Origin of the sequence: Euzebyella saccharophila, assembly GCF_014855495.1 — a bacterium.
Classification (GTDB): domain Bacteria; phylum Bacteroidota; class Bacteroidia; order Flavobacteriales; family Flavobacteriaceae; genus Euzebyella; species Euzebyella saccharophila.
This window is the reverse complement of the sequence record NZ_JACYFJ010000002.1, coordinates 763,934-786,389: the sequence shown is the minus strand read 5'-3', so window position 1 is coordinate 786,389 and position 22,456 is coordinate 763,934. Positions and strand designations below refer to the sequence as shown.

14 protein-coding genes are annotated in these 22,456 nt (G+C 42.4%); 12 read left to right on the top strand and 2 right to left on the bottom strand.

The genetic code is table 11. From position 1 onward, the window contains the following. Positions 1–13 precede the first annotated feature (13 nt). From IL355_RS09945 to IL355_RS09890, 12 genes are all read left to right on the top strand, one after another. Positions 14–1,903, top strand: a complete 1,890-nt coding sequence (locus IL355_RS09945) for a RagB/SusD family nutrient uptake outer membrane protein (RefSeq protein ID WP_192461997.1) — start codon at positions 14–16, stop codon at positions 1,901–1,903. A gap of 19 nt (positions 1,904–1,922) precedes the next feature. Next, positions 1,923–2,612, top strand: coding sequence for a DUF3823 domain-containing protein (locus IL355_RS09940; RefSeq protein ID WP_121847678.1), 690 nt, complete (start codon positions 1,923–1,925; stop codon positions 2,610–2,612). A gap of 228 nt (positions 2,613–2,840) precedes the next feature. Beyond that, entirely contained in the window at positions 2,841–3,959 is a 1,119-nt protein-coding gene (locus IL355_RS09935; protein WP_225621178.1) for a glycoside hydrolase family 43 protein, read from the top strand. A 94-nt stretch (positions 3,960–4,053) separates the two neighbouring features. Beyond that, the gene (locus IL355_RS09930) at positions 4,054–5,694 is read left to right on the top strand and encodes an arylsulfatase (RefSeq protein ID WP_192462131.1); all 1,641 of its coding nucleotides are present in this window, start codon (positions 4,054–4,056) and stop codon (positions 5,692–5,694) included. Positions 5,695–5,705: 11 nt separating this feature from the next. Further along, entirely contained in the window at positions 5,706–6,878 is a 1,173-nt protein-coding gene (locus IL355_RS09925; RefSeq protein WP_192461996.1) for an aldose epimerase family protein, read from the top strand. A gap of 11 nt (positions 6,879–6,889) precedes the next feature. Next, positions 6,890–7,873, top strand: a complete 984-nt coding sequence (locus IL355_RS09920) for a glycoside hydrolase family 43 protein (protein ID WP_192461995.1) — start codon at positions 6,890–6,892, stop codon at positions 7,871–7,873. An 11-nt stretch (positions 7,874–7,884) separates the two neighbouring features. Then, positions 7,885–9,105, top strand: coding sequence for a Tm-1-like ATP-binding domain-containing protein (locus tag IL355_RS09915; RefSeq protein WP_225621177.1), 1,221 nt, complete (start codon positions 7,885–7,887; stop codon positions 9,103–9,105). A gap of 54 nt (positions 9,106–9,159) precedes the next feature. Beyond that, positions 9,160–10,020 carry a phosphoenolpyruvate hydrolase family protein gene (locus IL355_RS09910; protein ID WP_187458751.1) on the top strand — a complete coding sequence of 287 codons (861 nt, stop codon included), beginning with the start codon at positions 9,160–9,162 and terminating at the stop codon, positions 10,018–10,020. A 10-nt stretch (positions 10,021–10,030) separates the two neighbouring features. Continuing rightward, complete coding sequence (locus IL355_RS09905) at positions 10,031–10,438, top strand: cupin domain-containing protein (protein WP_121847683.1); 408 nt, start codon at positions 10,031–10,033, stop codon at positions 10,436–10,438. 49 nt (positions 10,439–10,487) lie between these two features. Further along, positions 10,488–13,199 carry a PVC-type heme-binding CxxCH protein gene (locus IL355_RS09900; RefSeq protein WP_192461993.1) on the top strand — a complete coding sequence of 904 codons (2,712 nt, stop codon included), beginning with the start codon at positions 10,488–10,490 and terminating at the stop codon, positions 13,197–13,199. 39 nt (positions 13,200–13,238) lie between these two features. Then, a complete protein-coding gene (locus IL355_RS09895) occupies positions 13,239–13,994 on the top strand; it encodes a ThuA domain-containing protein (protein WP_192461992.1) in 756 nt (251 codons plus the stop codon). Between the two features lie 338 nt (positions 13,995–14,332). Next, the gene (locus IL355_RS09890; RefSeq protein WP_225621176.1) at positions 14,333–17,020 is read left to right on the top strand and encodes a DUF7133 domain-containing protein; all 2,688 of its coding nucleotides are present in this window, start codon (positions 14,333–14,335) and stop codon (positions 17,018–17,020) included. Positions 17,021–17,237: 217 nt separating this feature from the next. On the opposite strand, the gene IL355_RS09885 is transcribed toward IL355_RS09890, so the two are convergent. Both IL355_RS09885 and IL355_RS09880 read right to left on the bottom strand, forming a co-directional pair. After that, positions 17,238–18,563: a vanadium-dependent haloperoxidase gene (locus IL355_RS09885; RefSeq protein WP_192461991.1), complete on the bottom strand. Its 1,326-nt coding sequence runs from the start codon at positions 18,561–18,563 to the stop codon at positions 17,238–17,240. A gap of 73 nt (positions 18,564–18,636) precedes the next feature. Next, on the bottom strand, positions 18,637–22,152 hold the full coding sequence (locus tag IL355_RS09880; RefSeq protein ID WP_225621175.1) for a VCBS repeat-containing protein: 3,516 nt from the start codon (positions 22,150–22,152) through the stop codon (positions 18,637–18,639). Between the last annotated feature and the right edge of the window lie 304 nt (positions 22,153–22,456).

The following is a 22,456-nucleotide window of genomic DNA, read 5'->3' as shown; positions in this document are numbered from 1 at the left end:
AATTGATCGAAAAATGAAAAAACATATTTATTTACTACTAATTGCGAGTGTAGCAATATGGAGTTGCTCTAAGAATGACGAAGAGTTTTTAGATCGGCCGTCTACCTCGATTTTAACACAAGAACAGATATTCTCTGATCCAAAAACTACACTTTCGGTATTGGCAGACCTCTATAATAGGTATTATGATTTTGGTACGGTTGAAGACTGGGCGTCTCTAGCCGGCTTTAATGTCGCCTATTGGTCTGAAGCGGGTAGATACCCTGAATTTCAGAACGATGGTTGGGGCTACGGAGCTTGGGGCACTTGGGACTATGCGTATATAAGGGAAATCAATTTGTTTCTTGAACGTTGCTCCGAGGCTACCGAACTGACCGAGGAAGACAAGACCAGATTCTTGGCCGAGGCTAGATTCTTGAGAGCTTCCTATTATTTTGAAATGGTAAAAAGAATGGGTGGGGTTCCGCTTATTCTTGAATCGGAAACGTACGATTTCAGCGGTGATGCTTCTTATTTGCAGCATCCACGTGAAACAGAGGCCGCTATTTATGATTTTGTGATCAGTGAAGCTGAAGCATTGAAAGATATATTGCCAAACGACGCCAATACCAAATCAAGGGCTACCAAAGGTGCCGTTCTGGCCATGCAGGCCAGAGCTGCACTATACGCCGCTTCGATTGCCAAGTACGGTGCTACAACACCACAAGTTTCATTGCCTGGTGGTGAGGTGGGTATACCGGCTTCAAGAGCCAACGAATATTACACAAAAGCTTTGGAAGCTTCCGAAGCAATCATCAATGGCGAAGCAGGTGGCTACGGTCTTTATACCAAGAAGCCTGATCTTTCTGAAAACTTCTCCAGCATCTTTTACGATAAGGCGAACAACCCAGAAGCTATTTTTGTTGAAGATTATCTTGTAGGTGGAGGTAAAACCCATGGTTATACCATTGTGAACCAACCAAGATTCGGAGCCGAAGAAGAAGAAGGTGGACGTATCAATCCAAGTCTACAGTTTGTTCAATCATTTGAATTGCTGGATGGTACTTACGCACCACTTGAAAATGAAGTCGGCGGTGCTCCAGTATATTTTGATAATATCGGAGATATCTTTCAAGGTAGGGATGCCCGCCTGGCAGGAACGGTTATTCTTCCAGGAAGCAAGTTCAAGTCTACCGATGTTGATATATGGGCCGGTGTAGTTTTGGCAGATGGTTCTGTTGTTAGCGGTGATTCAAGAGGTCAACAAAAAGAACTTCCTGGAATGACCGGACAAGTGCAGGTGGTAGGTTTTGATGGGCCAATCGATGGACTCGAGTTCACGGCACAGACAGGTTTTTACATTAGAAAATACCAAGATCCGGCAACTGGATCGGGTAGAAGGGGTACTCAAAGTGATGTTTGGTTCATCAGGTATCGTTATGCAGAGGTGTTATTGAACGCTGCTGAAGCTGCTTTTGAGCTTAACCAACCAGAATTGGCTGCCGAGTATTTGAACGATGTTCGCGAAAGGGCAGGTCTTACTGTGCCATTGACCGCTGCTGATGTTACCTTTGATAAAATAGTACATGAGAGATATGTTGAATTAGCTTTTGAGGGCCTTCATTTCTTTGATTTGAAAAGATGGAGACTTGCTCATGTTATTTTGGATGGTAACCCGATTTCCCCCGAAGAGGTTACCGAGAACATCGGTGTTGCCACCAAAAGAGAAACACAACCGTACAACATCTGGCCTTACAAGTACTATAATCCAGGTGACGCTAATGATGGCAAATGGTTGTACAGAATCAATAGACTTTCCCGAATTACTGGATCCGATAGGTTCCGCTTAGGAAACTATTACTCTGAAATCGGTCAGGGATTGATTAACAATAATCCAAAGCTGGTCAGAAATCCTAATCAATAAAACTAGAAAACTAAAGAACATGAAAGTAAAATTCTATATACTGGCCTTACTTGTACTAGCGGTTTCTGCCTCATGTGAATTGGATAACTTCAATGAACCTGATGCCGACTTTACCGGAAATATTGTATATGAGGGTCAAGCGATACCAGTTGCGAGAAACCAGGTAAGGTTTGAATTATGGCAATCGGGCTATGGCAGCCCTGCGCCTATTGACGTGGCTATAGCTCAAGACGGAAGCTTTAGCAGCAGACTTTTTTCCGGAGACTATAAATTGATTTTTCTACCGGGTGAAGGTCCATTCAGGGCTTCCTCCGATACTCTGTATTTTAATCTAAGCGGAAACAAAACTATGGACCTCAATGTTACTCCTTATTACATGATCCGTGGAGCTCAGTTTTCGCAATCTTCCGGAACGGTAAGCGGTACTTGTGGTGTTGATCAAATAATCACTGGAGCAAATGGCAGGGCCGTTGAACGTGTTACCTTGGTAATCAACAGAACCCAGTTTGTCGATACCAACAGTGGGGGTGAAGGAAGCATTGCCCAGGTCGATGCCGATTTAAGTGATTTGAGCAACCTCTCCATGTCGGTAGATATACCCGAGGATGCCAAAAAACCGGATCAAGACTACATCTTTGCCCGTATAGGGGTAAAGGTAGAGGGTATTGAAGATATGATTTATACACCTGTTGAAAAGTTAAACTTGTAATACATTGCTTTTCCCTGTAATGAAGCGAGAGATGGTGCAAATGAATAAAGGGAAGAGTATCTTAATGATTGGCTAATGTTGAGTTGTTAGTAGTCACTTAAATTGAGGTTTTACCGGGCCTTTGTGATAGGGGCCCGGTATTTAAGAAATCAAGGAACAAGCTTTTTATTTATAACTTATAGGCACTTTAATACTATTGATTTGATAAAAAAACACAAATATTGCTTTTTGTTAGTCAACCTCATCTTTTGTTCTTTATTAGGATGTAAGGAGAAGGTTGAAAAGAAACAAGTTAAGGAAGTAGCCGACGAAACGTTTTCTAATCCGATAGATGTTGAATTTGGGGATCCATTTGTGTTGGATAATGGCGATGGCACTTTTTATATGTATGGAACAGGCCAAGTTGAAAATGGCTTTGCTACCTATTCATCAAATGATTTGGTGAACTGGAAGTTCGAAGGCCGTATTTATGAAGGAAATACCGAAGCATCTTGGACTCAAAAGAACTTTTGGGCGCCCGAAGTGTACAAATTTGAAAATCAGTATTTCTTGTTTTTCAGTGCAGATGATAAGGATAATCCCAACAATGAACTTGAAAATTTCAAGATTGGGGTGGCTATTTCCGATAGTCCTAAAGGTCCTTTTACAGATTTGACCGACCAACCTTTATTTGATCCCGGGTATCCTATTATAGACGCGAATGTCTTTAAAGATGACGATGGTAAATTTTACCTTTATTATTCGAGGGTTTGCTACAAACATCCTGTAGAGAGTGAGATTTCTGAATGGGCCAAAAAAGAAGGTCTGTATGACGAAATTGAAGAAAGTTGGGTCTATGGGGTAGAATTGGCAGCTGATTTTAAAAGTGTTATCGGCAAACCCCAATTACTACTTAGGCCACCGCTTGAAATGAACGACCGTAATGCCGAATGGGAAAGTCGTTCGGTTATTTCAAAAGAAGTAAATAGAAGATGGACAGAAGGTTCTTTTACCTTTAAAAATAACGGCACTTATTACATGATGTATTCGGCAAACCACTACGCAGGCCCAAATTATTCTGTGGGTTATGCCACATCTAATTCGCCATTAGGTCCTTATCAAAAGGCAGATAACAACCCTGTTTTACAGAAGAATATAGATAAGGGCGGCGATGTCACCGGAACCGGTCATAATATGGTCTTATCTCTAGTTGGTGGAAAAAAAATGTACACCGTTTATCATGGTCGCACACAGGCAACAGGAGAAAATAGAGTTGTTTTTATTGACCAGATGAATATTGAAGAAGACGGAACTTTGGTGGTCGATGGCCCAACCACTGAACCGATTCCAAAACCATTGCAGAATTAAAAAATACAATCCGAAAGGCAAAAAACTAGTGTTAAAAATTGCAACCTACATATCGATAGTTTTATCAAGCCTTTTGGTCATTACCTTTTTCTCGATGGGTAGTGATGCTAAGTCGCAAACATATAAAGTTCATCCTAAGAAAGGCAATAGACCAAATATTGTAATCATAATGGCCGATGATCTCGGTTTTTCAGATTTAGGTTGTTACGGGGGCGAAATAAATACACCGAACCTAGACCGTCTGGCTGCGACAGGTATAAGGTCTACTTCATTTTATAATACTTCCCGCTGTTGCCCCACAAGGGCTTCTTTGCTCACTGGGTTATATCCACACCAAGCGGGTCTGGGTAGAATGACAATGGATGCAGGTCTGCCGGGTTATCAAGGTACATTGAACGAAAATACCGTTACCATTGCCGAGGTACTCAAAAAAGAAGGGTATCAAACGGGTATGGTAGGTAAATGGCATGTTTCTGAAACGAATGATCTACGGGGTGACAAACAACTCAAATGGTTGGCTCATCAAGAAAATTACGGCCCATTTTCCGATTTAAAATCATACCCGACCGCAAGAGGATTCGATAAATTCTATGGCAATATCTGGGGTGTGGTCGATTATTTTGATCCATTTAGTTTGGTCAATGGCAACCAGCAAGTAGAAAAAGTGCCCGAAGATTATTATCATACGCAAGCTATAGGAGATTCGGCTGTTGCCTATGTAAGCGAGTTTTCTAAAAAAGAAAATCCATTTTTCTTGTACGTGGCCCATTGTGCCCCCCATTGGCCCCTTCAAGCCCCTGATAGTATAATTCAAAAGTATGTTGATAAATACGAGAAGGGCTGGCAAGCCATTAGGGAAGAGCGTTATAAGAATTTGGTAGCAAAGGGATTGATATCTGAAGATACCCAATTGCCAGAATTTATGTTTCCCGAATTAAATTGGGAAAACAATTCCGATAAAGAATGGGATGTACGCGCTATGGCCGTACACGCTGCTATGGTCGATGTTATGGATAGAACAATTGGCGAATTGATGAACAAACTCGAAGAAACCGGCAAACTAGAAAATACGTTGGTACTCTTTCTCTCCGATAACGGAGCGAGTTCAGAAAGACCCTCTAAATATGGGCCTGGTTTCGACAGGGCAGGAAGTACACGAAATGGCGAACAGGTTCAATTTCCTGTTAATAAAGAAGTACTTCCCGGGCCCCAAACGGTTCTTTCAGGTATCGGTCCGCAGTGGGCCCATACCGTAAATACCCCCTTTAGGTTTTGGAAGGCCAAAGTTTTCGAAGGTGGTATCAATACTCCGTTTATAGCTTCGTGGCCCAAAGAATTAAAGAATAATGGGGAGGTTAGAACAGTGCCGGCCCATGTGAGTGATATTATGGCAACCTGTGTAGATGTCTCTGGCGGTACTTATCCAACAGAATTTGATGGAAGGTTAATAACCCCTACTCCTGGCAGCAGTATCATTCCTTTATTGAAAGGCAAGGCCGACCGTCCCACACAAGAAACTTTTTTTTGGGAACATTTCGGTTCTCAAGCACTACGTAAAGGAGATTTAAAATTGGTAAGGTTAGATGCTGGACAACCTTGGGAACTCTATAACCTATCGAACGATAAAACGGAACAGGTCAATTTGGCCGCTACCCATCATAAAGAAGTAAAAGAATTAGCGAAAGAATGGGAAGAACTGGCTAACAAATATAAGGTTTACCCTGCTCCAAATTAAAAAGGATGAATATGAAACTGAAATTATTTGCTTTAAGCACTTTGCTAACGGTAGTTTTTTCATGCAAACAAGAAAAGAAGCAGGATCAACCGGAACAAGAAGAGGCCACTGAGGTGATGGAGGCCAGAGCCGGAAATCTTAATGCCGGGGCTTTTGACACGATTGTCGATGGTAATCAAGTAAAACTCTATTGGCTTAAAAATGATGATATTGAAGTGGCCATCACCAATTATGGTGGAAGAATAGTGGGCCTATTTACGCCGGATACCAAAGGCGATAGGGTAGATGTGGTCATTGGGCGTGGCAGTGTCAAAGAATATATCGATGGTCCGGAATCTTATTTCGGAGCTTTGATAGGAAGAGTGGGCAATCGAATCGCAGGAGGTAAATTCAGCATAGATGGCAAGAACTATTCGGTAGAGACCAATAATGGTGAAAATGCCTTGCATGGGGGTCCGAACGGTTTTCAAGATAAAGTTTGGAAAGTACAGTCTAGTAATGATACTACGTTGGTATTGAATTATTTGTCAGAAGATATGGAAGAAGGTTTTCCTGGGGCTCTAGATGCGAAGGTAACTTACCATTTGATAAAGCCTAACACCCTAAGAATTGAATACGATGCGGTAACCGACAAGCCGACCATTGTTAACCTTACCAATCACGCTTATTTCAATTTGAATGGAGAGGGCAGTGGTAACATTTTAGACCATGAAATGATATTGTATGCCGATAAGTTTACCCCGGTCGATCAAACCTTGATTCCTACGGGAGAGTTAAAAGCGGTAAAGTATACTCCTTTTGATTTTACAGAACCTCATAGAATAGGGGAGCGAATTGAGGCGGAGGATACTCAGATTAAATATGGAGGTGGCTACGATCATAATTTCGTTCTTAGCGATGAAACGAACAATTCTTTAAAGCAGGCCGCTACGGTAGTAGGCGACAAATCAGGTGTGGTTATGGAAGTCTTCACGACCGAACCCGGCGTGCAATTCTATAGTGGTAATTTCATGAATGCAGAGAATAAGTTGAAGTCGGGCGCACGCGATGAGCATCGATCCGCTTTCTGTCTTGAAACCCAGCATTACCCAGATTCGCCCAACCAAAAGAATTTTCCGACCATTAGATTAAACCCGGGAGAAGAGTATCATACGATGACTGAATACCGTTTTTCCACAAAATAATGTACCTACCAATGAGATATAGCATTTCTTTTCTATCCATTTTTATCGGCATTCTTTTTAGCGGTTATGGTCAAGATTCCTCGGTAAATCCTTTGTTGGCCGATCCGACTATTTTTCAGGAAAATGGTACATATTATTTATATGGAACCACCGGAGATCCAAAAATGGGAAAGGATAAAGGTTTCTTGGTCTACACTTCCAAAGATTTAGTTGACTGGCAAGGTCCCTCCGGCCCGTCAAAAAGGTTGGCCATGAGACAGGGAGATGCATTTGGTACAAAGGGCTTTTGGGCTCCACAAATATTTAAGTACGACTCTAAATATTATATGGCCTATACTGCCGATGAGCACATCGCATTGGCTACGTCGAGCCATCCTTCCGGTCCTTTTAAGAATAAAGAAAAGAAAGACTTGCAGGCTCCCGTAAGGCAAATCGATCCCTTTATTTATTTTGATGATGACGGTAAAAAATACCTTTACCATGTAAGGTTGACAGAGGGTAACCGAATTTTTGTAGCTGAACTTGAAGACTCGTTAGAGGCCATAAAACCTGAGACGTTAAAAGAATGTATATCTGGCGAATTGCCTTGGGAAAATACGTGGGATAGCGAATGGCCCGTAACCGAAGGGCCCACTATTTTGAGGAGAAAAGGAATTTATTACATGATTTATTCGGCGAATGATTTTCGTAATCCTGATTATGCCGTTGGCTATGCCACTAGCAATCATCCTTTAGGCCCTTGGACCAAATCTAAAAACGGACCTTTCATTACCAAAGAAATTTTAGGAATCAACGGAACGGGCCACGGCGATGTTCTAGAGCATGAAGACGGTTCTTTGTATTATGTCCTTCATACCCATTTTGATGATTCAAAGGTACAGCCGAGACGCACTGCAATTGTCAAATTAGTATTTAGCGACGGTGACGAAGGACAAGAAGAAATAAGCATTGATAAAAATACATTTAGGTTTTTGCAACTTGAGGGCAAAAAATGATTAATAAGAATATGAGTGAAAAAACTAAGGTGGCGATGGTGGGCTGTTTTGATACCAAAGCAGAAGATTTCGCCTACCTACATAGTTGTTTGACAAAAGGAGGTGCTGAGGTAGTTTCCATTAATACGGGTGTTTTAGGTAGTACCGACCAGTTTCCTGTAAATTTTGAGGCTGATAAGGTTGCTGAGGCTGCAGAACAATACATCACGGCATTGAGGAAGGCGAATGACAGAGGAGAGGCTCTTATTGTCATGGGTAAAGGTGCAGGACAAATTCTGGCGGATCTTTTCCAAAAGAATGAGATTAATGCAGTAATCGGAATGGGCGGTGGCGGTGGTACCTTTGTGGCTATAGAAGCTATGAAAACCCTACCATTCGGTGTACCAAAACTGTGTTTGAGTACCTTGGCCACTAAAGATTTATCAGAAAAGATTGAGGATAAAGATATTGTGCTGATGCCTTCAATTGTTGATGTAGCGGGTCTTAATCGCATAAGTAGGGTGTTGATCAATCAAGCCGCAGGTGCCGTTTTAGGAATGGCCAATATCGTGCCTTTAAAAGATAGCGATACCAAAGGTAGTATAGCCCTCAGTGTATTTGGTAACACCACGGTATGTGCGAATAGGGCTTCTGAAATCTTAAAATCGAAAGGATACGATGTTCTGGCTTTTCATGCCGTAGGTACCGGAGGTAAAACGATGGAGTCTTTAATGGAAGAAGGTGTTTTTGACGCCGTACTTGACCTTACGACCACTGAATTGGCTGATGAGCTGTGCGGGGGAATCTGTAGCGCTGGTCCCCATAGATTAAAATCTGCCTCAAAAATGGGCCTTCCACAAGTGGTGGTTCCCGGGTGTATTGATATGGTGAATTTTGCCGCGAAAAGTACGGTTCCTGAAAAATACCAAGACAGGCATTTGTTCTCATGGGCACCCGACGTAACCCTTATGAGAACGAATAAAGACGAGAACGATATACTGGGTAGGCAAATTGCTGAAAGGTTGAACAGCTCAAAGAATGCGGTTACCGTTGTTCTTCCCTTGAACGGATTATCTAAAATAGGCGCTAAGGGCGAGGTGTTTTATGACGCAGAGGCCGATAAGCAACTTTTTAAGTCTATATGTGAGCATCTAGACTCGAAGATAAAAGTAGTTGAGGTAGATGTAAACGTAAACACTTCGGAATTTGCCGAAGTAATAACCGAAGAGTTGTTGCTATTAATGGATAAATAAAATTGAAAGTAATTCAAACAAAATATAAGTATAACCAAAATTAAATATTGAAGTATGCCTAACAAATGGACGGGAATAGGTAACCCTTATACCAAACAAGAAGTAAGAGACCGTTTAAAAAAGGTTTTAGATCAAAACAAAGCTATTATCGGTGCAGGAGCGGGAACTGGTATCAGTGCTAAATTCATTGAAAAAGGTGGCGCCGACCTTATCATTATTTACAATTCTGGTCGATTTAGAATGAGCGGTCATGGTTCTACCGCAGGTATGATGGCCTATGGTGACGCCAATGCGGTCGCTATGGAAATCGGCGAGTTTGAAGTCTTGCCGGTAGTAGAGGAAGTACCTGTTATCTGTGGGGTTCACGGTAGTGATCCAAGAAGAAGAATGTGGCATTTTCTAGGTCAAGTGAAAGACATGGGCTTTTCCGGAGTTAACAACTTTCCTACCCACTCCATTATCGATGGCCATTTTAGAAACGTTCTGGAAGAAACAGGAATGAGTTTTAAAAAGGAGGTGGCTATGGTCGACTTGGCTACTAGAATGGATATGTTCTCTGTGGTCTATGTGGCCAAACCCGAAGAAGCGGTTCAAATGGCCGACGCAGGTGCAGATGCCATTATTGCCCACGTAGGTACTACTGTCGGTGGTTCGATTGGTGTAACCGATGCAACCGTTTCTATGGATGCTGCTCTTGAACGTACCCAAGAAATAGTAGATGCTGTTAAAAAAGCTAATCACGATACCTTCTTTTTAGCGCACGGCGGCCCAATTAACACTCCTTCTGATGTTAGATATGCCTTAGATCACGTTGACGGTTTACACGGTTTTGTAGGGGCTTCCTCTTTAGAAAGAATGGGGGTTGAAGCTTCATTGACCAATTTGACCAAAGAGTTCAAATCGTTAACCCTTTAGAAAATAGAACATGTCCGATCAATGGAAATTTGTTAAGGAAGAGGATTTAATGTTCGAGGAAACCGTTGGCAGGCTCCATTATTGGCATTACCACCCCGAAACCATGGCAGGCGCACAGTCTTATATGGTCAAGGTGGTAGTGCCCGAGGGCATGGGCCACGATTTTCACCGGCATCCGAATATGCACGAAATACTGTACATACTTAAAGGAAGGGCCGAACAATGGATCGAAGATGAAATGCAATATCTAGAGGTGGGTGATTCTATCTATATAGATAAAGATGTGGTGCATGGCACTTTTAATGCAGGTAAGGGTGATCTTGAGTTTTTGGCTGTATTGTCGCCACCAGAGGGCTGGGAAGCTGGTACACTTGATGTGAGCCAACAAGAACCCTACGCTAGTTACCGAAAAAAATAGACCAAGGGCCTACCTGAATGGCCTACTTACTAATCAAGAATATAGAAGAATGATAAAATTTAGATCTGGCCTTTTTTTGGCCATTTTGGGTATGGGGCTCTATTCCTGTACCGAAACGAAAGAACCGCCACCGCCTCTTACCTACACGGGGGAAAACCCTAAGGTACAAGATCCACTGAGTCCTGAAGATTCACAAAAGCACATTCAGTTACCGGAAGGCTTTAGCGCACATCTTTTTGCGGCCGAACCGAATATTATCAACCCGATAGCCTTTACTTGGGATGAGAAAGGAAGGCTATGGGTAGTGCAGTCAAAAGATTATCCCCACGACTTGGCGAATGATGTGGGCGGTGACCGCATAACCATATGTGAGGACACCGATGGTGACGGCAAGGCGGATAAGTTTACCGACTTTGCTACCGAACAAAGTTTGACCACCGGAATTGTTTTGGTCAAGGGGGGAGCTATTGTTTCCCAAGCTCCTGAAATGGTCTTTTTAGAAGATACCGATGGGGATGATAAAATGGACAAGCGCACCGTGCTTTTTGGTGGTTTCGGTACATTTGATACGCATGCAGGCCCGTCAAGTTTAAGATATGGTCTTGATAATAACTTATGGGGTGCTGTTGGATATTCCGGATTTGAAAATACCTTCGGTGATAAGAATGTCAAGTTTGAAAGAGGTGTTTATCGCTTTGGTCAAGATGGCTCTTTTTTAGAACCGGTGGGTCAGTTTGATAATAATACTTGGGGAATGGGCTATAACGAGAATTTCGAAATTTTCGGTTCTACCGCCAATAATAACCATGCTTGCTATGTAGGTATTCCTTTAAGGCACTACGAATATTTGGAGAAACTTCCTTCTTGGGCTTTAAATGCCGATTTTATTCAAGGCCACTACGAAATTTCTCCCGTTACCGACATCCCCCTGCAACAGGTCGATGTTCGTGGAGGTTTTACCGCGGCTTCCGGGGCTAACTTTTATACGGCAGGCAACTATCCAAAAGAATATAGAAATCAAATGTATGTAGCAGAGCCTACCGGACATTTGGTTCACATTGCCAAAATTGTAAAGGATGGGGCGGGTTATAAAGAGGTCGATGGCGGAAATATCTTTGCCAGTACCGATGCATGGACAGCCCCTGTATTTGCTGAAACCGGGCCCGATGGTAACCTTTGGGTTGCAGATTGGTACAACCCCGTTATTCAGCATAACCCCGATAAAAGGGGAATGGACAATCAAATATGGAATGCCGACAAGGGTGAGGGCAATGCTCACATCAATAAATTAAGAGACTATGGTCATGGTCGTATCTACATTGTAAAATACGATGATAAGATAGATGATTCCATAACATCTTTAGATGCAGGTGATAACGAACCTCTTCTGGCCGCTTTAAAAAGTGATAATCTTTTCTGGCGGATTACGGCGCAACGCTTGATTGTTGAAGAAGGTAAAAAAGAGCTCGTAGGTGAATTAATTACAATGGCCGAAGAAGGTTTAGGGCAGAATGAAGAAATCAACGCTCCTGTTCTGCATGCTTTGTGGACCTTGGATGGTTTGGGAGCTTTTGATGGAGAAGATGCCAATACGCAAGATCTTTTAAAAAAGGCACTTGAAAACGGAAGCTTTGCCGTGAAAAGAGCAGCTATGGCCTTGTTGCCAAACGATACCGCAGGTAGTGAATTACTTGCCGGGTCCAAATTATTGACCGATTCGAATGCCCAAGTGAGGTTGGCGGCGATAGTTAGGGCATCTGAACTTCCTGAATCATCAGGACTTTATGCCGACATGGAAAAGTTGGCCGGTGATGCTTCCAATAGTTCTGATAAGTGGTTGAATGCAGCTACCAAGGTATACTTTAGAGAACTGAATTATGAAACTGTTGACCCTGCCGTGGTAGAAATGATAGTTCCTTCTGCAGAAGACCGTGCCTCGCAATGGTTGTATACCACCTCAGATCCTGGAGGTGATTGGGCATCGGAGCAGTTCGATACCTCTAGCTGGAAAAAGGGAGATGCCTTCTTTGGGGGTAAGGCCATTGAAAAAGCTAAATCACTTTGGGATTCAAATGACATCTGGTTAAGAAAAGAGTTTCAATTGAATGAAGCAATTGAAGAGCCGGTCTTGAAGATTGCCCATGACGATGACTACGAAGTTTTCATCAATGGTGAGAAGTTAATGGCTGAATCGGGCGCTAGCGGTCAGGCCTATAAGTTCATCAAACTTGATGAGGCCAAAAGTCAATTGTTCAAGAAAGGTAAGAATGTAATAGCATTACACTGTATAAATACCGGAGGGGATCAATACATCGATATGGGTATCGGTAAAGTAGGTGAGACCAAGGCCGATGTGGTCTTTGATCTTAAAACGGTTCCTCAAGAGATGGCTTTTGACCAAACCGAACTATTTGCCAAGGCCGGTCAAACCATAGAAATCAAATTGAAGAATATGGATCAGATGCCGCATAACTTGGTGGTTGTAAGACCTGAAAGCCTAGATGCTTTTGGACCTCTAGTAGACGAGTTTGTGGCTACGCCGGAAGCGGAAAAAATGGGTTACGTTCCTAATTCACGTTATGTCTTGGGTGCGACCACTATGCTTGCCCCGAATGAAAGTGATTCCATTATCATCAACTTACCGAACAAGCCAGGCCGATATCCTTTTGTTTGTACATTTCCTGGACACTGGAGGTTTATGCAAGGGGTCATTATTGTAACGCCCAATGGCGAAAAAGAGGTTCAGGTCACAGGGGCATAATTATGTGAGAAAGGTATATAAACAGAAATAAAACAGAAAATGAGAAACATACTATTAGGTCTTGCTACATTGACGATGGCCGTCGGTTGTAAGACGCAAGAACTGCCAAAAGAATATGCTACTGATGCTGCAAAGGGTCATTACATAGCCAATAATAAGAAGGCCAGTAAAATTGCTATTACCGGAGGTGGCGGATCACATGATTTTTTAAAGTTCTTCGGAAAAGCTGATGGAAAAATCTTGAGTGACAACGGTAGCAATACGGTGGTCTATTCCGAAGATATGGCAGAAATAGCTTCTTTGGTTCCAGTTGTTGATGTGCTTATGTTGACCAACAACAAACCCTTGAGTGTCGAGGTTAAGGAATCCATTTTTTCCAATGTAGAAAGTGGTAAGCTTGATATGCTTATTTACCACCCGAGCACATGGTACAATTGGGAAGATTGGCCCAAATACAATAAAGAGTTGGTTGGTGGTGGATCACGCTCACATGAAGAACTGCAAGAGTTTGAGGTGATCGTTACCAAACCGGAACATCCTATTATGAAAGACGTTCCAGCAACTTTTAGAATTGTAGATGAACTTTATCGTTGGGAAAAAGACCCTGCCGGAACAGATGTCGAGGTCTTGGCCATTGGTAAAGGTTTAGAGTCAGGTGAAGAATTTCCTGTAGTTTGGGTAGTGAAACATCCAAAGGCAAAAATTGTAGGCAATACGTTGGGGCATGATGAAAGGGCTCACGATTTACAGGCGTATCAAACTTTATTAAGGAATAGCCTTGATTGGGTTAAATAAGATTAAATCTTTTAACCTTTTTAAGCAATAGTTTTATGAGGGAGGTGAACAAGCTTGATTCTTTAATCCTTCTCGATAAGGATAATTTTATGGTTGGTTTGTTCCTCATAATGGATTAATAGGTGATGAAAATAAGATAGTATAGACTCTTTATTGCTTTGGTTTTCAGATATGGGTATATGTTAAATGGCGAAATATTAAATACTTCCGCGTAAAATAGTATTTTTGATACCTTCACGAAATTATTTTTTTAACGCCAGCTAGGAATATTTTCATTGGAACGATTATTAAAAAGATATCGAATCCAATATATTCCATTACCAAAACAACCAATCTTAATGCTCAAGAAACTACAATTTGTTGCCAAAACATATTTTCAAAATCGAAATAGATATGCAATTTTAATGGCATCTTTAGCTATCGCTGGATGTCAAGACCAAAAGGTAGATTGTACTGTCAGTACCAAGGTTCCCAGTTATCCAACCGACTCTTTGTTAACTTCCCTGAAAGTTCCGGAAGGGTTGGAGATAAGGGCCTTTGCAGGTCCGGATATTACCCCAAGCCCGGCATGTATGGCCGTATCGGCTGTTGGAGAGGTCTTTGTTGGAGTGGATATGATGGGCTCTTTGGGAAAGGAAATGGGCAAGGGTTATATTAAAAGGCTGGTAGACTGCAATAATGATGGCATCATGGATGCTGTTACGGAATTTGCCCAGGTAGATAACCCTAGGGGTGTCTTGCCCGTAGGCGAACAGGTTTTTGTGCTCCATACCCGTTTTTCGGAAACCACCGGTAAGGCCGAGAATATGGATCTGATCGTACTTAATGATACGGATAATGATGGTATTGCTGATGGGCCTGCCAAAGTGCTAATCAAGAATCTTAGTAATCCAAAATATTTAAGAGAAAGAGGTACGGACCACGCAACCAATGGCATTCAAATGGGTATTGATGGTTGGATCTATATAGCTGTTGGCGATTTTGGTTTTAACAACGCTACGGGAACGGATGGCAGACAGCTTACCTGCTTGGGTGGCGGCGTGCTAAGAGTACGCCCAGATGGCACGGAAATGGAAATGTACACCCATGGTCTTCGTAACATTTACGATGTGGCCATCGATCCTTTTATGAATATCTATACCCGGGGGAATACTAATGATGGTGGTGGGTGGAACATAAGGTTTATCCATCAGATACAAAGTGGTGAATATGGCTATCCCGTTCTCTTTAAAAATTTTACCGAAGAAATATTACCGGCCCTTGTGGATGTTGGTGGAGGGTCTGGCGTTGGCGCTCTTTATTTGGATGATAATCGGTGGCCTACCGATTTTAACAAGATTCCTTTAATGGGTGACTGGGGTAGAAACTATCTTTTTGTACATAGGGTAACGGAAGACGGGGCCAGTTTTACGCAGCAGGAAGAAAAGTTTTTAAAGCTGCCCCAAATTACGGATGTGGATATCGATGCTTCGGGGAAAATGTACCTCTCCGCTTGGGACGGGGCAGGTTATTCCGGAAGTCCGGATAAAGGTTTTATTGTTCGCTTGGTGCCCGAAGGGTTAAAATCGGAACCCTTTCCGGATATCAGTAAGTATTATTGGACCGGCAGTGTAGTGGATCTTTTAGAGTCCGGAAGCGCCAAAGTTCGTCAAAGTGCACAGTTGGAACTCCTTAAAAGAGGTGATGGAGCTAGCGATTTGTTGGATATGGCCAAGGATCAAGGCCAGAGTTTGGAAACAAGGGTGGCAGCCATTTTCACATATGCCCAGTTGAAGGGGGGCGAAGCAATCCCGGCATTGGAGAAACTTACCAATGATGCATCCGTTCAGGAGTTTGCCCTACGCGCCTTGGCCGATAGAAAGCCCTATACGGAGCAAGTTTCGGTAGCGCCCTTTGTAAAAGGTTTAAAAGACGGAAGCGATCGTGTAAAAGCGGCCGCCGTAATAGGTTTGGGTAGATTGGGGAAAAAGGAAGTAGCGGAGCACTTGCTGGCCGTTAATGTACCCAATTCCTTTAAAGCGCCCAAATTTGGTACGGAGGGGCCACATGCTACTCCAAATTTAGAAATGATTCTACCACATTTGGCGGTAAAGGCCTTGGTGCAGTTGAAAGCGGTGGATGAATGTATCAAAGCTCTTGGCAGTCCTAATGAAGAACTAGCCTTATGGGCCATGAGGTATATGCACCAGCCCAAGGTGGTTACGGCCCTGATGGAGGCTTATAAACGTAGTTCCGATGCTGGTAAGAAGGAAAAATTGTTGCATTCCTTGGCCAGGATTTACTATAAGGAGGCCCCCTATGATACTTCTTGGTGGTGGGGTACCAGACCGGATACCAGAGGTCCGTACTACAAAACCCAACCATGGGCAGAAACCGAAAGAATCCAAGATTTTTTAATGGAAGAATGGATGGCGACACAAGCGGACGATAAGGAGCTTTACGCACTTTTAAATACAAAATACCGTTTGGATATAGAGGATTTTGGGGTGGTGGATACTTCCGTACAGGCGGAGGAGCCACAACCGGTAGCCGATTTGGAAAAAATAAAAAATAAGAAGGGCCAAGTGGGGGAAGCTTCCATTGAAGATGTTATGATCGCAATGAAGCAAATTCCCGGAGACCCGGAAAAGGGGGCGGAACTGTTTCGTTCACAAGCGTGCAACACTTGTCACAGCCTAAAAACCAGTGAGGTAATGAAGGGGCCGTTTATGGGGCAAATAGGTTCGATTATGAACCGGGAACAGATTACGGAGTCCATATTAAAGCCCAATGCTTCTATCTCCCAAGGTTTTGCTACCGTGCAGGTAAAGACCAAAGAAGGAAAAATGTACATAGGTTTTGTAACCCGAGAATCCGCTGATGACCTTACCTTGACCAATATAGCGGGTATTGCCACCCAGTTAAAAAAGACGGAGATTACAAGTCGAAAGGAATTGGAAAATTCCATGATGCCCACCGGACTCGCCAATGCCTTAAGTTATGAAGAATTGGCTTCTTTAATATCATTTCTAGAAAAACAAAAATAGAAAGGGCAGTGTCAATAGAGATAAAAATGGTGGGGCATGCCCCACCATTTTCATTATAACAAATATGACTGAAAATCCTTAATCCATTTTTATCCACAAAGTACCCTGTTCTTTCCCAACATTTAATACTGTCTTGCTCACTCCATATCCAATTCGATGCAGTTATCAACTTATCCGGTAGGTTAGATCAAGCGATTGGTTTTAATGGTAATTGAACTTATCTTTTCGTCTTAAGTTTAGTCGCATAATACGCACCAATCGCAAAACCTTCATCTTGACCGTTGGCGATAGCTGGCATGTAATGGATACCTCCATAAAAACGACTGATGGCCGCCTCGTTAGCGGCATCCCTAAACGATTTAAAATGACGAATAGGCAGGCCGAACTCTTCTTCTGTAGAATCTGCAAATTCAAAATTCTCTCCGAAAAGTTTGGTCAAAATAATAGCCGCTCCAGAAGACACTACACTGTGACCGCTAGTATATTCAGGAAATGGAGGGGTTTGGAGTACCGGTAACCAGTTCGGGTCGATATATTGATTGATGTAAGTTTCTGGTCTGATGACCGAACTGCGGTATTTTTCATCCCAACAACTGATGAAGCAATCGGCTAGGGTGACCGCCAATGAAGCATAGGCTTCCGCTGATTCTACGGCAGAGGCCTTGGCTTTTTTGCAGACCAAAGATGTGATGTTCATCCAATGTCCGTTAGGCGATATCTTTTTGGTGGCGAACATAACATGCCCGCGCACGTTCATTTTAAAAGGGTTACAGTCCCAAAAATTAGCAATCTCATTCTCTTCGGGCGTATTGTTTTTCACTTGCTCATAAACATCAATTACATCCTTGTAAAACAAACTGGTACTGTCACGAGAAAAAGCTGGGGGAGCTACAGGCTTAAATTGCTCTGCAGAGTCGATCATAAAGGTTCTAAGTTTGTTCCAGTTGGGTTCAATGGCCTTCATGTAAGCAGGGGGCGTGGGTTTCCAGTAGCCTTCGCCACTTTTGACGCTATAATCGGGCATTGACCTAATCTGGGAATATTTATCTTTTGCGGACCATTGAAGAACGTGCTTTGCTACCATGTCTCCATAGGCAATTGAATTGTCGAATATTTTCTGTGGAATACCATTCTCTTTGATTTCCGCTAACAATTCCTTTTCAAAAGTATCAATGCGTTCTTCGGAGATGACAAAGGCCTTACCTGTGGTCAGAACGGCGTGAACGGCTGCTAAGGTAAGATTGTATTTCTTATCCTTATCCAAAGAAGGGAAGGCTTCAAGACCATGAAGTTGGCCGGCCATTGATATGTATTTTTTATTATCCTGAATAAGGGTTTCGTAGGCAGCTACCGAAACATAAGCATACGTTCTGCTGGTCACGGGGGGCGAATATATATCGTACACCATTACATCGGTAACCTGTTTTAGGGCTCGATGTAAATAATCGGCTTCTTCACTGGCAGAAAGTTTCATGTAATTGATCGGAGGTTTGGAAGAAACGGTCAGCATCATTAAAATTGCCAATAAACTAAATCTTTTCATTTATGGGGTTTTGGTTTAAAACCGCCTAAGCGGTGAAACTAGTTCTTTAAAATTGGGTTAATAAGAATACCGACTATAGGGCCTCTCTTTTTTCTCCTTTAAAATTGGTGATGGTAATTTTGGTAGTACCTTCTTCTAAAGGAAGCGTTCTTGAAGACTGCGAAAGGTAGCTAGACCCGTACTGAAATTCTACCCTTCTGCGACGGCCATCTTTAAACCAAATATCGGCAGAAAAATCGTCGGGTTGAATATGTATCCACTTCTTGGTTTTATTTGTATCTTTTTGCAGTACAATAAGCTCATCTTGGTTTTGGGTGGCAACATAAAGGTCTTTCTGGTCGGCTATGTGTACCTTAGCCAACCCTTTGGCATCACCCTTTACATAAAATCCAGAGTTTTGTAACTGCATGGGTTGAAACCCTGAATTTTTTGAACCTAATAAGCAAAGTCCATTAAAGGCATCGTGGCGACCGCTGTAGGGATCCATTCCGTAATCGTTGCCGACCATAAGTATATCTAAATAACCATCTTCATTGATATCTTCGGCCATCATACCATAAATTGGGGCCGTTTGTGCTTCATTGGGCAAGGGAGACATGGCGAATTGACCATTGCCCTTGTTTTCAATAAAGGATGTTCTCATTTCGTTGGCCTCTAAAATGATGGCTCCTTCTTTTTGGGCTTCCGTCCAAAGTTGACCCATGTCGGCCATTCCGTATGAGGTATAGGTAGGAAATTTTTTTCTCATGCTGACTACCTGACCCACCAAATCGTCACGTGATGGTATCGGATAAGGTTTGCGTATTCCGTCATCACCCATCATATAACAAAAAACGGTTCCATCAAAAGATCCATTTTTATCCATGTCTTTGGCAATGATGGTCATCGGTTCTTCTGAGGTAGCTTCGTAATTTGTGTTGAGCCCTAAATTTCCGGCTACATAATCCATGTCACCGTCATTATCAAAATCGCCGGCTACTAAGCTGTTCCACCAGCCTTTGCGGTCTTCGATGCCCGTTTTTATTTCGACCAGCGAGTCTCCTGTGTTTTTGAAAAAGGTAATGGGCATCCACTCACCGGCCAAGATAAGGTCTGGTTTTCCATCCATATCAAAATCGCTCCAAAGAGCATCCGTAACCATTCCAATGCGTTTCAATTTAGGGCTATAAGTCTCGGTAACATCAACAAATTGACCGTTGTCGTTACGGAATAAAAAGCTTTCCGGTGCCTGTGGATAGGCTGCTGAAACGACTCTACCGCCTACAAATAGGTCTAGGTCGCCATCCCCATCAAAATCAGCGGCTTTTACACAAGACCCATTGGTGAAATCTTTAGGAAGGTTGTTGGCCCGTGTAAAGTAACCTTTACCGTCATTAAGAAAAAAGCGGTCATTGCTGATTTCGTGCCTTGCAGGTATTTCATAGCTGCCACTAACTAGGTAAAGGTCAAGGTCGTTGTCGTTTTCAGCATCGAAAAAAAGTACGCCCATATCTTCATAAAGAATGTCTTCTTTTTGCGAGAAACGATTGACATCTTTTGTAAATATACCGTCACTATTTTGCATAAGGAACACTCCTGGGTTATCGGAAGAGCCACCAATATATAGGTCATCATGACCATTACCGTCAATATCGCCCACGGCGATGCCCGGCCCATATTGACTTAATTTATGGGGAATGGTTGGCTGAATATTGAAGTCTGAAAAGTCTGTTTCTTTTGGGGTGTAAACCAATTGATGTTCGGAAGAAGCGTCCGTGAAAATAGAATTGTCAAAAGAAGGCTTACTTTCTTTAGTGGATGTCGCATTCGAATAATTAACTGAAATCTGGTTTTCAACGAGGTTACTTAAAACTTGCGATTTTCCATCGGGCCACTGTACCCGTAAAGAATCAACCTGGGCCGCGTTGCCGATACCTAAATGAATTCTGGAATCATTGGTGGACAGATAACCTCTGATGGGGTAATGCTCAAAATATTGCATTTTACCGTTGGAGTATGCCTTTATGGATGCCCCATAACCATCAGGATTGTTGGCCGGGCCTTTAATGGATACCGATACATGCCCTTCTGAAACGTTCAAGGTATTTTCATAGACAAATGCGGTGTCATTTAAATTGTTTACTAAAACATCAAGGTCACCATCATTATCAAGGTCGGCATAGACCCCACCGTTAGAAAATGACTTTTGATTTAGCCCCCATTTTTTAGAAGTATTTTCAAATCTGGAACCATCAATATTTTTAAAGGAGTAATTGGCCAATTTAACTACGGGTAAGCGGTAGGTCATTTCAAGGGTGTAACTCTGTGCTCCTGCTGTTTGCCCACTTTCATAAGCTATGTAATCAAGATCAGTAACGTCTTTAGGCAAACCATTGGTGATGATGAGGTCTTTATAGCTGTCATTATCAAAATCCGCAGCAAGCGGGCACCAGCTCCAATCGGTTTGGTAAATACCTGACATAAATGCCTGATCAGTAAATACAGGGTGGCCGTTAGGTGTCGGCCCGCTGCTCAACTGAAGCACATTACGAACATATTGGTGGTTGTAGCTGTACTGTTGGTTGTTGATGTAATTGTAATACTCATTACCGCTTAGCATTCGTTTTTTACGAAGATTGTTCTCAGGAAGCATCTCCAACGAAATAACATCAGGAAAGCCGTCATTGTTGAAATCGACTACGTCGGTACCCATGGCATTCCATGCCGTGTGCTTGAAATAGTTGTCTAACTGATTGGTAAAAGTGCCATCTTGATTGTTGATATAAAGCAGGTCGTTCGAGACAAAATCGTTGGCCACATAAATATCGGGCCACCCATCTCCGTTAAAATCACTGATGTTAGCGGCATGTCCCCATCCCTCTATAGTGATTCCTGCATTTTCTGAGACATTGGTGAACGTTTGGTTTCCGTTGTTTCGATAAAGGCGGTCTGTATTTTTTGCAGAACCGTCGGTCAATTTCGCCCGATAGCGAATAGGGGTGCGAGGATCATAAATTTCATTAGTGACGAGATACATGTCTAGATCACCATCTTGATCGTAGTCAAAAAAATAGCCTTGTGTACTATATCCATCATCGGCCAACCCATAAGATTTGGCCGACTCTTCAAAAATGGGAATTCCCTTCTTGTTGGTTCCTTTATTGATGTACAAAAGGTTGGTTCTGCGTTCGGAGTCATTTCTAAATGAAGCTGCGACATAGATGTCTAGCCAGCCATCGCCATTAATATCTACTACTGAAATTCCCGTACTCCAATGCCCTTGCCCATCAACGAGTGCCTCTTTGGTAACATCTTTGAAATTAAAATTCCCTTGGTTGAGGTAGAGTTTGTTTGAAACCATATTGCCAGCAAAATAGGCATCAATAAGTCCGTCATTATTAAAATCGCCCATACCGATTCCACCTCCATTATAAATATTGGCCTGGTTGAGAATATTGAGAGTGTCGCTTTCCGTCAATAAATTATTGAATTCAATTCCGGTACGATTTGCCGAATGCAGTTTGAAAAGTGTGTTCCTGTTTTGGCACCAAATAGAAAAGGGGGCCAGTAACAAGACCATTAATAGTCTGAGTTGATAGTTAGTTTTCATTAGTTTGAGTTTTCTTGACAATAACAGGCAGATTTAAAAATCCTGAATTGGCAAAAATTGGTAGTTCAATTGAGAAAAATAAAAATAGCTTTTGGTATCAATAGGTCCTTTACAAATTGATTCTATTCCTCAACAATTTGATTCATAACGGAGGTGTTACCAGAAGAAATGATTTTTTTTAATTTTTGTAGCCACAATGTTATCCTAGAATTGCCAACTATTTCAATTAATCTTGTAGGGACATTTTGAGAGATTTTTGTTGCAACAGCGTTAACCTCTTTCCCTTGACGTAGTGCAGGAAGCG

What these genes read in the sequence shown, in the direction of transcription:
- IL355_RS09945 (WP_192461997.1), top strand. Translation starts at nt 14, where the DNA reads ATGAAAAAACATATTTATTTACTACTAATTGCGAGTGTAGCAATATGG.
- IL355_RS09940 (WP_121847678.1), top strand. Translation starts at nt 1,923, where the DNA reads ATGAAAGTAAAATTCTATATACTGGCCTTACTTGTACTAGCGGTTTCT.
- IL355_RS09930 (WP_192462131.1), top strand. Translation starts at nt 4,054, where the DNA reads ATGGGTAGTGATGCTAAGTCGCAAACATATAAAGTTCATCCTAAGAAA.
- IL355_RS09925 (WP_192461996.1), top strand. Translation starts at nt 5,706, where the DNA reads ATGAAACTGAAATTATTTGCTTTAAGCACTTTGCTAACGGTAGTTTTT.
- IL355_RS09920 (WP_192461995.1), top strand. Translation starts at nt 6,890, where the DNA reads ATGAGATATAGCATTTCTTTTCTATCCATTTTTATCGGCATTCTTTTT.
- IL355_RS09915 (WP_225621177.1), top strand. Translation starts at nt 7,885, where the DNA reads ATGAGTGAAAAAACTAAGGTGGCGATGGTGGGCTGTTTTGATACCAAA.
- IL355_RS09910 (WP_187458751.1), top strand. Translation starts at nt 9,160, where the DNA reads ATGCCTAACAAATGGACGGGAATAGGTAACCCTTATACCAAACAAGAA.
- IL355_RS09905 (WP_121847683.1), top strand. Translation starts at nt 10,031, where the DNA reads ATGTCCGATCAATGGAAATTTGTTAAGGAAGAGGATTTAATGTTCGAG.
- IL355_RS09900 (WP_192461993.1), top strand. Translation starts at nt 10,488, where the DNA reads ATGATAAAATTTAGATCTGGCCTTTTTTTGGCCATTTTGGGTATGGGG.
- IL355_RS09895 (WP_192461992.1), top strand. Translation starts at nt 13,239, where the DNA reads ATGAGAAACATACTATTAGGTCTTGCTACATTGACGATGGCCGTCGGT.
- IL355_RS09890 (WP_225621176.1), top strand. Translation starts at nt 14,333, where the DNA reads ATGCTCAAGAAACTACAATTTGTTGCCAAAACATATTTTCAAAATCGA.
- IL355_RS09885 (WP_192461991.1), bottom strand. Translation starts at nt 18,563, where the DNA reads ATGAAAAGATTTAGTTTATTGGCAATTTTAATGATGCTGACCGTTTCT.
- IL355_RS09880 (WP_225621175.1), bottom strand. Translation starts at nt 22,152, where the DNA reads ATGAAAACTAACTATCAACTCAGACTATTAATGGTCTTGTTACTGGCC.